Origin of the sequence: Alkalimonas collagenimarina, assembly GCF_030717845.1 — a bacterium.
GTDB classification, from domain to species: Bacteria; Pseudomonadota; Gammaproteobacteria; order Enterobacterales; family Alteromonadaceae; genus Alkalimonas; species Alkalimonas collagenimarina.
In genome coordinates this window covers 107398-121945 of the sequence record NZ_JAUZVZ010000010.1, presented here as the reverse complement: position 1 = coordinate 121945, position 14548 = coordinate 107398, and the positions used below count along the sequence as shown (strand labels likewise).

12 protein-coding genes are annotated in these 14548 nt (G+C 49.4%); 6 read left to right on the top strand and 6 right to left on the bottom strand.

What is annotated here, in order from left to right; genetic code table 11:
- Nucleotides 1-9: 9 nt before the first annotated feature.
- Together Q3O60_RS08990 and Q3O60_RS08985 are read right to left on the bottom strand one after the other, a co-directional pair.
- Nucleotides 10-1206: an acyltransferase family protein gene (locus tag Q3O60_RS08990; RefSeq protein WP_305893586.1), complete on the bottom strand. Its 1197-nt coding sequence runs from the start codon at nucleotides 1204-1206 to the stop codon at nucleotides 10-12.
- A 13-nt stretch (nucleotides 1207-1219) separates the two neighbouring features.
- Nucleotides 1220-3091, bottom strand: a complete 1872-nt coding sequence (locus Q3O60_RS08985; protein WP_369812652.1) for a glycoside hydrolase family 3 protein — start codon at nucleotides 3089-3091, stop codon at nucleotides 1220-1222.
- Nucleotides 3092-3239: 148 nt separating this feature from the next.
- Here Q3O60_RS08985 and Q3O60_RS08980 point away from each other — a divergent pair, with 148 nt between their 5' ends.
- The 5 genes from Q3O60_RS08980 to Q3O60_RS08960 all read left to right on the top strand — a co-directional run bounded on the left by Q3O60_RS08980 (nucleotide 3240) and on the right by Q3O60_RS08960 (nucleotide 10870).
- Nucleotides 3240-4835: a sodium:solute symporter gene (locus tag Q3O60_RS08980; RefSeq protein WP_305893585.1), complete on the top strand. Its 1596-nt coding sequence runs from the start codon at nucleotides 3240-3242 to the stop codon at nucleotides 4833-4835.
- Between the two features lie 52 nt (nucleotides 4836-4887).
- Complete coding sequence (murQ, locus tag Q3O60_RS08975) at nucleotides 4888-5817, top strand: N-acetylmuramic acid 6-phosphate etherase (protein ID WP_305893584.1); 930 nt, start codon at nucleotides 4888-4890, stop codon at nucleotides 5815-5817.
- Nucleotides 5810-7009 (top strand): exo-beta-N-acetylmuramidase NamZ family protein, encoded by a 1200-nt coding sequence (locus tag Q3O60_RS08970; RefSeq protein WP_305893583.1) that lies wholly within the window; start codon nucleotides 5810-5812, stop codon nucleotides 7007-7009. Before murQ ends, Q3O60_RS08970 begins: the two co-directional genes overlap by 8 nt.
- Nucleotides 7010-7048: 39 nt before the next feature.
- Nucleotides 7049-9901, top strand: a complete 2853-nt coding sequence (locus Q3O60_RS08965; protein WP_305893582.1) for an FAD-binding and (Fe-S)-binding domain-containing protein — start codon at nucleotides 7049-7051, stop codon at nucleotides 9899-9901.
- Nucleotides 9902-10012: 111 nt separating this feature from the next.
- Nucleotides 10013-10870, top strand: coding sequence for a MurR/RpiR family transcriptional regulator (locus tag Q3O60_RS08960; protein WP_305893581.1), 858 nt, complete (start codon nucleotides 10013-10015; stop codon nucleotides 10868-10870).
- A 54-nt stretch (nucleotides 10871-10924) separates the two neighbouring features.
- Here the strand turns inward: Q3O60_RS08960 and Q3O60_RS08955 are convergent, their stop codons facing one another.
- Nucleotides 10925-11827 (bottom strand): glucosamine kinase nucleotide-binding domain-containing protein, encoded by a 903-nt coding sequence (locus Q3O60_RS08955; RefSeq protein ID WP_305893580.1) that lies wholly within the window; start codon nucleotides 11825-11827, stop codon nucleotides 10925-10927.
- A gap of 434 nt (nucleotides 11828-12261) precedes the next feature.
- Between Q3O60_RS08955 and Q3O60_RS08950 the strand changes: the two genes are divergently transcribed.
- Complete coding sequence (locus Q3O60_RS08950; RefSeq protein WP_305893579.1) at nucleotides 12262-12753, top strand: GNAT family N-acetyltransferase; 492 nt, start codon at nucleotides 12262-12264, stop codon at nucleotides 12751-12753.
- Between the two features lie 2 nt (nucleotides 12754-12755).
- On the opposite strand, the gene Q3O60_RS08945 is transcribed toward Q3O60_RS08950, so the two are convergent.
- The 3 genes from Q3O60_RS08945 to Q3O60_RS08935 form a co-directional block, all read right to left on the bottom strand.
- Nucleotides 12756-13076, bottom strand: coding sequence for an Mpo1-like protein (locus tag Q3O60_RS08945; RefSeq protein WP_305893578.1), 321 nt, complete (start codon nucleotides 13074-13076; stop codon nucleotides 12756-12758).
- Between the two features lie 21 nt (nucleotides 13077-13097).
- Nucleotides 13098-13343, bottom strand: coding sequence for a hypothetical protein (locus Q3O60_RS08940; RefSeq protein WP_305893577.1), 246 nt, complete (start codon nucleotides 13341-13343; stop codon nucleotides 13098-13100).
- 74 nt (nucleotides 13344-13417) lie between these two features.
- Nucleotides 13418-14497 carry a glycerol-3-phosphate dehydrogenase/oxidase gene (locus tag Q3O60_RS08935; RefSeq protein WP_305893576.1) on the bottom strand — a complete coding sequence of 360 codons (1080 nt, stop codon included), beginning with the start codon at nucleotides 14495-14497 and terminating at the stop codon, nucleotides 13418-13420.
- Nucleotides 14498-14548 lie beyond the last annotated feature (51 nt).

Here is a 14548-nt window from a genome sequence, read left to right as displayed (position 1 = left end):
TTTAGCGATTTACACCTTCCAGAACCAGCCCTTTTTATACATCCAGTGCATCACCAGATACGACATACACAAGAACAGTAAGGCATAGGCGAGGGAGCCATTGTAGTTGCCAAAAAGTGGCTGCAACAGATCGCGATAGAGCAGGCTTTGTACCGAGCGATCCCCGATAGGGATTAAGCTGAAAATCCGCGCCATCACACCGGCAAACATAAAAAAGGCGATGGCATTGGCACCAAAAACGACAAAGGGCGCAGTCCAGCGCCGATAGTGAAGGCTATCAATCAGCCAGAGGAAAATGGCCAGAATGAACAGTGCAAAGCCTGTACTTAGCAGCACATAGCTTGGGGTCCAGAGTGGTTTATTGATCGGCATAACGGTGCTGAGTAATTCAGCCAGTACTATCAGGATCAGGCCGCAGCCTGCCATCGCAACAACTTTCTGGCCTAAAGCTGCTTTGCTTTGCAGGTACTGCGCTGCGATAACGCCGGTCAGGCAACTGCTGATGGCCGGTAGTGTGCTGAGTAAGCCTTCCGGATCCGAAGCAAAGGGTTGGCTATCAGCATAAAGATGCTTTGCACCAAATACCAGATGATCCAGCCAGGCGGCCAGGTTGTTGCCCGGCAGCAGTTCGCCCTGATAACGAACGCCGTTGGCATCGCTGTAGGGCAGCCACAACAGCAGCATGCTGTAAAGCAGGCACAGCCCGATAGCCCAGCTCAGGTAATGGCGTTTAGGGCCATACAGCACAATCAGCAGGGTGGCGAAGTACACCACGCCCAGCCGTTGCAATACGCCGGGGATCCGCATCTCCATCAGGCGGTCAGTGAACCAATGAAAAGAAGGATCCCGGAAGTTGTAGTAAAACAATGCCAGAAACCAACCAAGCAGTATCAGTTTCACCATCCGTTTGGCGCCATGTTTTACGATAGCTTGCCTGGGTTTGCCGTGCTCGTGTTGGACGCTGACAGAAAGCATGATAGAAACCCCAACAATAAACACGAAGAATGGGAATATTAAATCGGTTGGTGTCCAACCATGCCAATCGGCATGCTTCAGGGGAGCATAGATAAAGGCCCAGCTGCCAGGGTTATTCACCAGAATCATGGCTGTGATGGTCAATCCGCGAAAGGCGTCTATGGCCAATAGCCGATTGCTGGGCAGGGCGGACAAAATGGCATCGGCATAGTGTCTCAGGCGCTGAAACATGGCAATTGCTCCTTTAGTGAAGGTTAACCGGTAACTCACCCTCTGGCTGAGCCAAGCCCGTCAGTATGCGTGCCAAAGCTGCAAATGCTGGGCCTGTGACTACTTGGTTACTGCCCCTGTGCTCGAGGTGGGTATTGTAACCATAGACAGCGAGAACCGTGTCAGCGCCGTTGGCTAATAAGTTTATATCGTAAGGCGTACGCAAACTGACAAAATATACCAGTTTATCTGATGCTTTTGATTGGCTGATCAACTGAGGCAGTAGCTGCTGTTGTTGCTGAGGTGTCAAACGTGCGCCCGTCGTTTGGTTGCGATCGTACATGCCACCAAACTCAACCAGACTAGCTGCAGGGGTAATACTACCCAGCAGAACTGCATCGGCTGCTTTGAGTCGTACACTGAACGCTTCTGCTTGATAATCATCCATCGATATGCACTCGGTAGTCAGTAGTGGTTGGGCGTAGCTTAACTCGTTTTGCAATGCCATACAGCCAGATCGCTCGGGCATGACCAGAAGCAGACTTTTTATCGTATCATCAAGTGGTACATTGTCGCCACGCACCAAGGTAATCGCTGCTTCTGCGAGTTGCTGCTCTACCATCTTATGCTGTTTAGTACCGAGTGAAGTACGGGCCTTGTTGATGCTCTGGCTGGTCTCATCAAGGATGCGATCAGCCAGTTGATAATGCTGCTTATAGTGGCGGATACGATCTGCGGATTGCCTGATTTCAGTCTCTGAAAGTTCACCACGCTTGACGGCGTTGACGACCGCCTCAATCAGCTCTTCCAAGCCATTCAGATCGTCCGGGTGATGCAGCCGAATAGGCATTAACGCAATATCTGCACCGGCTTTGAACGTTTCTATCAAGGCTTGCTTAGGGCTGAAAAAGTGGCTGATACCTGCCATATCCAAGGCATCGGTAATAATTATGCCTTGAAACCCCATCTCGTTCCGCAGCAGATCAGTTAAGATAGCACGTGATAATGTGGCTGGCCGGTATTGGCTATGACCATTGATATCAATAATTTGACTATCATCCAGCGCTGGGTACTGGATATGAGCTGTCATGATCATAGCGGGAGCGCCATGCTCGATACTATGGCGAAACGGCAACAACTCGACTGCATCGATGCGGGCTCTATCATGGCTAACTTTTGGTAACCCAAGATGGCTATCGACATGGGTATCACCGTGCCCCGGAAAGTGTTTTAAAGTGGCCAGAGTCCCTTGTTGTTGCATGCCAGTCAGTTGGGCTAAGCCAAGCTTGGCGACGACATGAGGATCTTCTCCATAGGAGCGAACATTGATGACTGGATTTTCAGGGTTGTTGTTCACATCCACCGTTGGGGCAAAATTAAGATTAATTCCTAAGGCTTTTAATTCGGCTCCGATAATGGCGCCGCTTTGTTCGGCAAAGTGACTGCCATAATTCTTATAGGTTGCCCCAATCGCCATATTGCCGGTAAATGCAGTGGTTTGATCGCGGGGCGTTCGGAACACCCGCCCACCTTCTTGATCGATACCGATAAACAGTGGTTGCTTTGAATTGCTTTGTTTAGCCGCCAGCTGTAGCTGATGATTCAATCGTATAATTTGCTCAATACTCTGCAGGTTTTCCTGAAACAGAATGACGCCACCAACGGAGTATTCACTGATTAAATCACTGATTTCTTGAGGTAAGGAAGTCACAGAGGCGCGGCAGCTTTTTGCTGCGGTACCATCATTACAGAAATAACGAATGTCGATCATGAGTTTTTGCGCAATATCTTCTCGTAATTGCGCTTCGGTGTATGGCTTGCTGCAAGCTGTCAGCGCCATCAGGGGGAACAATATGGCTGCAATGACAAGTTGTACAGGAAAACTCAGTAAATTAGGTTGTTTCAAAGGTTCCTCCAGACGATGCCGTACTGAATCAGTAAGTGGTCGCTTGACTTGTGTAATCAATTATTCTTTAATGATTGCCAAATATAGTATAAAAGATTATACAAGTACACATACAAAATAAGTCCATATAGAAAAAGGCATAGTGAACATGACATCTCAATTTGATTGGCCTGACTGGCTGGCTTTCTTCATTTATTTTGCTCTGATGTCATTCACTGGCTGGTATTTTAGCCAGCGCAAATCGAACAGTGCCAGAGATTACTTTCTGGCCGGTAACTCAATGCCAATCTGGATGGTTGCTGTCTCGGTATTGGCGACTTCCCAGTCAGCTGCTACTTTCTTGGGCGGGCCTGATCAGGGGTTCCGTGGTGACTTCAGCTATTTAATGACAAATATCGGTGCCTTTATTGCTGCTTATGTCGTTGCGGTTGCCCTAATTCCACGATTTTATCAATACAAAGTAGGTACAGCGTACGAGTTACTCGAGCAGCGGTTTGGTTCACGTTCAAAAACACAAGCGAGTTTATTGTATTTGTTTGGTCGTGTATTCGCCAGCGGTGCTCGCTTGTATATGGCCGGTATTGCGGTATCAATGATTCTGTTTGCTGATATCGCCGCCAGTAGTGTGATTGCTTCGATTGTGTTACTGGCGATGGCTGGGTTGGCGTACTCCTTTGTCGGTGGTATTCGATCGGTCATATACAGTGATGTGATTCAATGCATCGTTTACGTGTCCGCTGCGCTTGCTGTCATCGTGTCTTTATTGTACGCCATCCCGGCTGACTTCTCTCAGATCATTGATGCATTAGCCCATCCGCACGATCGCGAGTTATCTAAATTAACCCTGTTTGACTTTCGCTTGGATTTTACCTCTGCCGGAGTCTTTACTTTCTGGTCAGCACTGATCGGTTTTACCTTACTAAACATTGCTGCTTTTGGTTTAGATCAGGATATCACCCAGCGAATGTTGTCGTGTAAAGATGCCAAAAGTGGTTCGAAAGCTTTGCTGTGGTCCATCATTATGGTGATTCCGGTGATGCTACTGTTCATATTTATTGGGATGTTGCTCTACATTTTTTATCTCCGTCCCGACTTGATGTTGGCCGAGGGCGGCTCGACGATGTCAGAAAGTTTCTCTGGTGAAAAAATCACGGTCTTTATGTCGTATGTCTTGAATGAGATGCCAACTGGTGTGCGTGGTCTGGTGACAGTTGGTGTGGTAGCAGCGGCCCTATCTACCATCAATTCCGGCTTAAATGCCATGTCATCCGTACTGGTTCAAGACTTGTACCGCCCGTGGCTTGAAAAGAAGAAGCGGCAACGGGCTGAAAAGCATTATGTACTTGCTGGTCAAGCTGGCATGACTCTGAGTGCCGTGGCACTTTCTGCCATGGCAATTATTTGTTTCTACTGGCAAAAAAGCTCTGATATGCCACTGTTAGCCTTTGCTTTAAGTGTGATGGTTTTTTCTTACAGTGGGTTATTAGGCGTTTATTTCACCGCGCTATTTACCAATCGTGGTAGTAAAACAAGCGTCACCTGGGCCTTTATTGCCGGATTTTTGGTGCCGCTTGCTTTGCAACCTTACACGCTACAAGCCTATTTGCCGGCAGACTGGCGTTTCGATATTGGATTTACATGGCAATTATGCATAGGTACGCTCATCGCTTTCTCTATCTGCGTTGCTGGTAGACCTTGCCGTGAAAAACAGCAGCAATGGAAGGTGGTTGAACAAACGGTTTAAGCCGTCTTCGTATGGACATTTTATTAAAAAATTTGAATGTAAGGTAACTGCAGTGAATGAGCATATAAAACTGGTGAGTGAGCTTGAGCAACTGGTTTCAGAAAGCCGAAACCCTGATACGCTTAACCTCGATGAATTAGAACCTTTGGAGCTACTAGAAAAAATTAACGCGGAAGACCACCGTATTGCACCAGCGATTCAAGCTGTGCTGCCTCAGGTTGCTGAAGCAGTTGATAACATTGTACATGCCTTCGGGCAAGGTGGCCGCTTGATTTACCTGGGGGCCGGAACCAGTGGGCGTTTAGGGGTACTTGATGCCGTGGAATGTCCGCCAACCTTTAGTGTCTCACCTGAGCTGGTGATTGGCATTATCGCTGGCGGTGACGCGGCGATCCATAAGGCGGTAGAAGGGGCCGAGGATGATATCAAGCTGGGCATTGCTGACTTAAAGCGGATCAATTTTAGCGCAAAGGATGTATTGGTAGGTATTGCCGCCAGTGGCCGTACCCCGTATGTGACCCATGCCTTGAGCTATGCGCGTGAGCTGGGGGCTGCTACGGTTGCGGTGACCTGTAATCCTGGCTCTGCCGTGACCCGTTGTGCTGAAATTAGCATTTGCCCTGTGGTGGGCCCGGAGGTGTTGACGGGATCAACCCGCATGAAGTCAGGTACAGCACAAAAAATGGTATTGAACATGTTAACCACTGCCAGCATGATCCGTTGTGGTAAGGTGTATCAAAACCTGATGGTGGATGTCAGTGCCAGCAATCAAAAGCTGTATGCCAGGGCGGTCAGAATTGTGGCCGAAGCAACTGGCTGCACCTTGCAAGAGGCCAGTGAAGCGGTGCAAAAAACAGGTCATCAAACCAAGCTGGCCATTTTACATGTTGTGACCGGGCTGGATATCAGCAGTGGGCAACAATTACTGGATAAACATCATGGCCGGTTACGCAGTGCCATACTGGAGGTCAATCATGGTTAAACCAATCACGTGTTTTGTGCTGATACTGCTGCTTGCTGCTTGCAGTCCTCAGCCTTTGCAACCGGATACGCAAGAAGAAAAGTCGGCAGAGCTGGTGTTGGGGGTGGATCAAACGGAGCGTTTTTTGCCTTTGTTGGCCGGTAAGCGAGTCGGCCTGGTTGTGAACCAGACGTCCATGCATCAACAGCAACACCTGGTGGATTACTTAATCAGTCAGCAGGTGACCGTGCAGCGCATCTTTGCACCTGAGCATGGCTTTCGTGGCGATCATGATGCCGGTGCCCATGTCAAAGCGGGTATTGATACAGCAACCGGAGTTGAGATCTATTCCATTTATGGCAGCTCCAGAAAGCCATCAGAAGCGGCCATGCATGATCTGGATGTGGTGTTGTTCGATATCCAGGATGTTGGTGCCCGCTTCTATACTTACATCAGCTCGATGCACTATGTGATGGAGGCTGCCAGCGAACGAGGGATCCCTTTTATTGTCCTCGACAGGCCAAACCCGAATGGGGAGTTTGTCGATGGGCCACTATTGGACGAGGCGTTTCGTTCTTTTGTCGGTATGCATCGAATTCCGCTGCTGCATGGCATGACGGTTGCTGAGTTAGCGCAGATGATTCTGGCGGAAGGCTGGCTGGATACAAGCAGCTCACTGGAGTTGCATGTGGTGCCGATGCTGAATTATGAGCGGACCATGCGCTACGAGCTGCCGGTACGGCCCAGCCCCAATTTACCCAACTATCAGTCCATTCGTGCCTATGCTTCCCTGTGTTTCTTCGAGGCAACCCCGGTCAGTGAAGGGCGAGGCACCGATTTTCCATTTCAGGTGATTGGCCACCCGACTTTGTATGTGTCTGATACCGAACCTGCTTTCTCTTTTACACCACGCTCGATCCCAGGTGCGGCAAGTAACCCCAAGTTCAAAGATCAAACGGTGTATGGCCAGGATTTGCGACATGCACCGGTCGAAGGATTGCAATTAAGTTATCTGATTAACTGGTATCGGGTTTTTGCTGAAGCAGGGGAAACTTTTTTTACTTCTGAAGGCTTTATGGATAGATTGGCAGGAACAAACACGCTCAGGCTAGCCATTGAACAAGGTCAATCTGAGGAAGAAATTAAGGCGAGCTGGCAAGCTGATCTGGCTGAGTTTAAGCAACGTCGTACGCCATATTTGCTCTATCCTTAATGCTTAATTGAATATACATACCTTCGTAAAGGCAATGCCATGACCACGGACCACAATCTAGTTTTGCAGGAGAGGTACCAGGATTTTAAGCTGCAACTCGAAGCATTGAGTGATGCGCCAGACGTCTTTGCCGATTTGCCCCGGCGTATGGCGTACAGTGGTGATGCCAGTTTCTATTATTTGTTGCCACAACTGGTGGTGCGTGCACATAGCTTGCCGCAGGTGGTGGCTGTATTGCAGCTGGCAAACCGGGCCAGGATAGCCATTACCTTTCGTGCGGCGGGTACCAGCTTGTCTGGTCAGGCTATTTCCGACTCCGTGCTGCTGTTATTGTCGGATAACTGGCAGCATGCAGAAGTGCTCGATAACGGAGCTAAAATCTGGCTGCAGGCAGGGGTCATTGGTGCCAAAGCGAATCAATTATTACTACCCTATGGCCGGAAGATAGGGCCGGATCCGGCCTCCATCAATAGCTGCAAAGTTGGGGGCATTGCTGCCAATAATGCCTCCGGCATGTGCTGTGGCGTGAAACACAACAGCTACCATACGGTGCAGGATATGACGTTGGTGCTGGCCGATGGTGCGGTGCTGGATACGTCTTGTCCGAAGAGTGTTGCTGCTTTTCAGCACAGCTACCGGGAGTTATTCGATGGTTTGCAGGCGTTGGCAGCTGAGGTCAATGCCAATGAGGCGTTACGCAGCCGGATACGCCATAAGTACCGGCTGAAAAACACCACCGGTTATGGCATCAATGCGCTGGTGGATTACACAGATCCGCTGGATATTCTGAAGCACCTGATGATTGGCTCCGAAGGTACGCTTGGTTTTATTGCCGACATCACCTATAAAACGGTGGCGCAAGATCCCTACCGAGCGACCGGATTTTTTGTGTTTGATAGCTTACAAGCCTGTTGTGAGAGTGTTTCACTGCTTAGTGGTAGCCCGGTCGAGGCGGTTGAATTACTGGATTTCAGAGCATTGCAAAGTGTGGCTGATAAACCCGGTATGCCGGATATTACTTCTCTGCCTGCGACGGCGGCAGCGCTGTTAATTGAAGTTGCCGCCACCTCGGAAAAGCAGCTTCAACAGCATATCGATGAGGTGAGTCTGGTACTCACTCAGCATGAGCAAAGTATGCTGGCGCAGGTCGCATTTAGCAGCGATGCCAGCCGCAATGCGGCGTTGTGGAATTTTCGCAAAGGCACCTTTCCTGCAGTAGGAGCTGTTCGGGCTACAGGCACCACCGTCATTATTGAAGATGTTGCTTTCCCAATTGAGCGATTAGCGGATGGTGTGGCTGCACTGCAACAGCTATTTAGCCGCTATGGCTACGATGAAGCCATTATTTTTGGCCATGCGCTGGAGGGAAACCTCCACTTTGTGTTTACCCAGGCCTTTGAGACCGAGCAACAAAAGCAGCGTTATGCAGACTTTATGGCCGAGGTCAGCCAGATGGTGGCGGTGGATTTTCAAGGTTCGTTAAAAGCTGAGCACGGCACCGGCCGCAATATGGCACCCTTTGTGGCGTTGGAGTGGGGCAATGATGCCTATCAGGTGATGGAGCGGATCAAGCAGTTGTTTGACCCAGTCGGTATCTTAAATCCGGGCGTTATTTTGAATACGGATGCGCATGCGCACTTAGCCAACTTAAAAACGATGCCAGCGGTCGATGACCTGATTGATAAATGCATTGAGTGTGGTTTCTGCGAGACGGTATGCCCATCTCAGGAGTACACCCTGACCCCGAGGCAACGTATTGCGATGCAGCGTCAGATGAATGCCTTATCGGGCCCTGACCTGACTGACGTTCGAGCTGCGTACCAGCATGCCGGTATCGACAGCTGCGCCGCGACTGGCCTGTGTGCCACCCGCTGCCCGGTTGGTATCAATACCGGTGACTACATCAAAACATTGCGAGCAGCATCGAAGCCTGCTTCAACCATCGCAACATGGGCAGCCGATCATTTCTCTGCTGCCAGTCAGCTGGCACGTTTTGCACTGAATGGTGTAGGCGTTGCACGGAATATGCTGGGTGTACCAGCTGTTGGCGCGGTTTCCCGTGGCTTACGTCGTTTAGCGCCATCCTTGCCTTCTTACTATGGCGCCTGGCCTAAGGGCGCCAGCAAGGTACAGCTCCCTGAAGCAACAGAGTCGCAATTAACGCCGGTACTTTACTTTCCAAGCTGTGCCAATCGGATTTTTTCCCCAGACAGGCAGGCTGACGATCAGCGTGATGTCGCAACGGTACTTTCCATTGTGTTACGGCGCGCGGGTTATCGCTTGCTGGTACCGGAACAACTGAACGATCTTTGCTGCGGTCAGCCATGGGATAGCAAAGGCTGGCGTGAACTTGCCGAGCGTAAGCGCAGCGAAACGATACAGCAATTGCAGCAAGCGATGCCAGCTAAACCGCTGATGGTGATTACGGATGCTTCACCCTGTGCTTTGCAACTGCAAGCAGGCCAGCCGGATTTTGAACTGTTTGAGTTGGCCGAATTTTTATACCAGAAGGCGTTACCGGCACTCACCATCAACAAGCAAACCGAGCCCGTCTTATTGCATGTCACCTGCAGTAGTCAACGGCGCGGCAGTGCCGATCAGTTAGTCGCACTCACCGAAGCCTGTGCTGAACAGGTGGTGGTGCCGGCAGATATCGAATGCTGTGGCTTTGCTGGCGATAAAGGATTTACCTTGCCGGATCTGAATGCGCACGCACTTCGAACACTGAAGCAGCACATTCCCGCAGGCTGCCAGCATGGCTACAGCAATAGCCGCACCTGTGAAATAGGCCTTACAGAGCACAGTGGCTTGCCGTATCAATCGGTAGTGTACTTGCTGGAGGAGGTAAGCCGCCAAGCGAACCCCAGGCACTTAAACCAATCAGATGTATGAGGAAGCTCGATGATTTGTATTGGGAAATCCAATGGTATCGTGTTGTAGTGGGTGAAAAATAATTTCTGATACTCTACAATGATTATACTTCGTTATAAATGATAAATAACAATGTCTATATTGCATAAAATCAATGTTTTACGTGATTTGTTCTCGCCGGGCGAAAAATTGTTAGCCGACTTCATCCTATCAAATCCGGATCAAATTCGTTACATGTCGTCGCGCACTCTGGCTGAAACGGCTGGTGTCAGTCAGGCCAGCGTAGTTAAGTTTACCCAAAAGCTGGGTAACAAGGGCTACACCGACTTTAAGTTTGATTTGAACGACAGCTTGCATCAAGACAACGAGAAACCATCGGTCCAATTGCATGGTCAGATCTCTTTAGATGATAGCTTTGATGTGACGGCTGATAAGCTGGTCGCCAGTAAAATTTCAGTGCTACACAACACCAGAGCCATTAATAGTCAACAAACATTTGAGCAGGTCTGTCATAAACTACTCAATGCTAAACGGATCATGTTGTGTGGTATTGGCGCTTCGGCATTAGTGGCTCGGGATCTGACATTAAAGTTACAGAAGTTGGGAATGGCTGCGATCACAGAAAGCGATACACATGTTCAATTGGCTAACGTAGCGAACTACAGTCAGCATGACTTGTTGTTTGTGATCAGTGAGTCAGGTGAAACCCCAGAGATTATCGCGACGGCAAAACATGCCAGAGCAAATCAGGTACAACTTATCAGTTTAACCGGTTACGGCAGCAACAGCATTAGCCGTCTGGCCGATGTGTGTCTGCATACGGTGGCGGATGAAACCTCTGCGCGTATCTCATCCATTCTGGCACGAACGGCGCAGGAACTGGTGATCGATACTCTTTTTATTCTGCTGACACAATCATCCGACAAAGGCCGAAAAATGCTGGAGGCTTCAAACAAGGCACTGCTTGATTTCCGCGCTGCGGCTAAATAAATCGGGAAGTGGTTTTCGTATTCAGCCACTACCTTACGCACTAGTGCATCGGTGCTAACCGTGCTTAGCTTGGGCTGTGTGGTAGCAAGACATAGGCGAAGCAAATAGATGTTGAGCAAGCAAGCAGGCACCATCCAGAGAGTTTCCTAATGCGGGCTGCACTCGTTGTTGAATCCCCTTTGGTAATAACGGGATGCTTATCTTTGCCAAACCACCAATCAGCATGAGTGGTAATTGTTTATCCAGCGTATTGATTAAGCGGAGCACCGCCTGAGTGTGTTGCTGCACTAAAGTTTCAGCTACAGAACAGGTAGTGTGAAGCGACCAAATAGCAGGCAATAAGGTTGCAAAATCAGTGCTTTTGGCAGAACGAAGAAAGTGCAAAATATCACTGCGCTTATCTCCTACTCGTGTGGTGATATAGTGTGCGGTTGGTGATAGTGGTTGCCTTGAGTCTAGCTCCCACAACAAGGCATTTACGGCATTGAGACCAAACTTTGCACCACTGCCTTCATCACCTGCTAATAGCCCCCAGCCACCAATCAGTGTTTCTTTTCCATCTCTATCCAGGGTCATTGCAACGGATCCTGTGCCTAAAGCGACCACAGCTACCGGTTTGCCCTGATTGGCGCCCCATGCAGATGTTTTTGCATCGCTAAATGTTTCGACCTGATAAAAGTAAGATTGCAATGCTTGTTGCGTTGCTGTACTCAAATTGCTATCACAGGCCCCTGCCAAGCCAGCCACTAAGGATATATCGGATAATTCGATACCCGCTCGTCGTGCTAACTCGTTGCCTTGTTGCACGATGCTGTTTACGGCCGGCTTGATACCAAATGATAACGAGGATGGGCCACCATGAGACTGCCAGCTTTGTCCTGTGCTGGTATTCATTAATCTGGCAACTGTTTTCGTACCGCCGCCATCGACACCTAAAATATAGTTTGTTGCTGTCATTTTTTCTCCACTTCTGTCGGCTCTGCTGTCTTGGCTTGATCAGTCATGCACTGCAACCTTGAGAGCTTCATTCCGCTTGGCAGTACAGTGGTACTGACAAATGAACCGGACATCTGTCTCAGCAAATAAATGGGAACTCACCAGCACTAACTTAGCATGAATCATAAATTTTGCAATCTATTATAACTGATTTGTTTGGATATGACGAATAAATGATTCTTGATTGGGTGCGTCTACGTAGAAATGACTAACTCTTGATCATGCAACTTCTATTGCAATTTGAGTAGGCTGTGCCTATGAATTTATTTACCCGGCGAGTCCAACCGTTGCCATAAGGTGTGCGATGAAAACCGCTGAAACGTGCTATATGTTAAGTCCCTCTGTGATCCGTTATACTCGTTCGCTTGATCTCACTTATTCCTATTCATTGCACCATGATAATACGCCTTGCTACAACCGCTGACTTTGACCAAATCTGGCCTATTTTCCACTCAATTGCCAAAGCTGGCGAAACCTATGCTTACGAGCGTGATATTTCGCAACCTCAAGCTTTTCAGTTGTGGATGGTAACTCCGCGCCAGACTTATGTCTGTGAAGAAAATGGCCAGATCCTTGGTACTTACTACTTGAAAACGAATCATGCAGGGCCTGGCAGCCATGTTTGTAACTGCGGTTATATGGTGGCTGAAGCGGCGCGTGGCCGGGGTATTGCCAGTGACATGTGTGAGCACTCTCAGCAGGTTGCCCTGGAGCTTGGCTACCAAGCTATGCAGTTTAACTTTGTTGCCTCAAGCAACGAGGGAGCCGTTCGGCTTTGGCAGAAATTAGGTTTTGCGATAGTGGGGCGTTTGCCGCAGGCATTTCATCACCCTACCATGGGATATATCGATGCGTTAGTACTGTACAAGTGGCTGAAAGCGGGCTGATGCTACCAGCGGATCTTACCACTCAGAACATCCTTAAACATCACCCAATCGCCTATCAAGCTGTACAGCGGGTATTTGAAGGTAGCAGGCTTGTTGTGCTCAAAAAAGAAATGCCCAACCCAGGCAAAACCATAGCCAATCACAGGGAGTAACCACAGCAACATCCAGTTACTGGTGATTACTGCTATAACCAGTACCAACAATATCAGGCTACTGCCAATAATGTGTAGCCGTCGACAGGTTGGGTGTTGGTGTTCTGCTAGGTAGTAAGGGTAAAACTCGCTAAAGCTGGCAAATTTCTGTTTCTCTATTGATGCACTCATAAAGTCCTCTACCGGATTGTACTACCAGAAAAATAATAGAGTAGCGAGTACAGCAAGTACAGCAAATACGCCACCCATTCGTCGTAGATCGCGAACGATCACATCCTTTTGCGCCAGCAACTCCCGTAGTTCATGGCTATCCAGTGTGCCGCAATCGGGGCACTTGGCTTTTATGTGGTGATTGTACAAAGTGCCACAGCGTTTGCAGGGGCTTTTGTGGCGCATTTCGCGTATCCAGCGCAGGCGATTTTCGATGTATAGCGGCATCAGTGTCGTACCTCAGCGGTGATTTGTTTCCATCATACTGTGGTGAGCGTCTGGCGCAAGATCTCTGGCATCAGCTATTTATCCACGGATTGCTGTATCTGCTTTCGTACCTGCTTGGCCAGTGCTCGTGCTGTGGTCCACTTGCCGCCACTGACTGTTAAGATCTGCTGCTGCCAATGCAGGTTGTATTCGCGGCTGGCGCGACTGCTGTCTTGGTTGCTTTTCAACAAGGGACGAACCCCGGCAAAACTATCCAGAATATTTGCGGCTTGTACCTGAGGTTGGAAGTAGTGGTTATACACTGTCAGTAATTCATCACGCTCTGCTTCGGAACAAGCGATAGGCTCATGCAGTTGTTGTCGCACTTCAGTAGTGCCAAGCAAGCACTGGTGTTGGTAAGGCAGTGCAAAGACGATGCGGCTGCTGTCTGGTACCTCCAGCATATGGCCGTATCGGCCAATAGCTGGCAGCAGTAGGTGGCTGCCACGCACTAAATCCAACTGTTGTTGCCCCGGTAGATCAGATTGCAGCAGCAAGGACTCACTCCAGGGGCCAGCTACATTGATGATGCGGTCAAATTGCTGCCAGCCACTGCTGAGTAATAGCTCACCGTCTGTGGTCAGCTTCAGTACTGGCTGTTGCTCAAAAATCTGCACTCCGGTTTTCCGGCACTGCTCAGCGACCCAAAGTCCCAGCTGATAGTCGTCCATTTGGCCATCAAAAAATAAATAGGCGCCTTGCAAGCCCTCGGAAACTAAGTGAGGTGAACAGCGGAGTGTTTGTGGCGCAGTGAGCCAGCGATGGCGGCCAATACCTTTGCGACCGGCGAAAAAATCATACAGGAATAGACCAACTTTCAACTGCCAGCGTGGGCGGCGTCCCTGACGATACATCGGGTACAGCAGTGGAATACGTCGCGTCAGGTGGCTGGTTTTACGCAGCCACCAGCGCCGCTCTTGCAAGGCTTCTCGCACCAGCCGGAACTCACCTTGCTCTAGATAGCGCAAACCACCATGCAATAATTTGGATGAAGCCCGGCTAGTGGCTTGCATCAACGCATCTCGCTCATAGAGCTGTACATCATGACCGGCCTTAGCCAGCTCCCAGGCTGTACAAAGCCCATTGATACCACCACCGACCACTGCGATGCGCATGCTTTTTTCCTTGGTTTGGTTGCAACAGTTACTGTATCAGAAGCCGAGCAT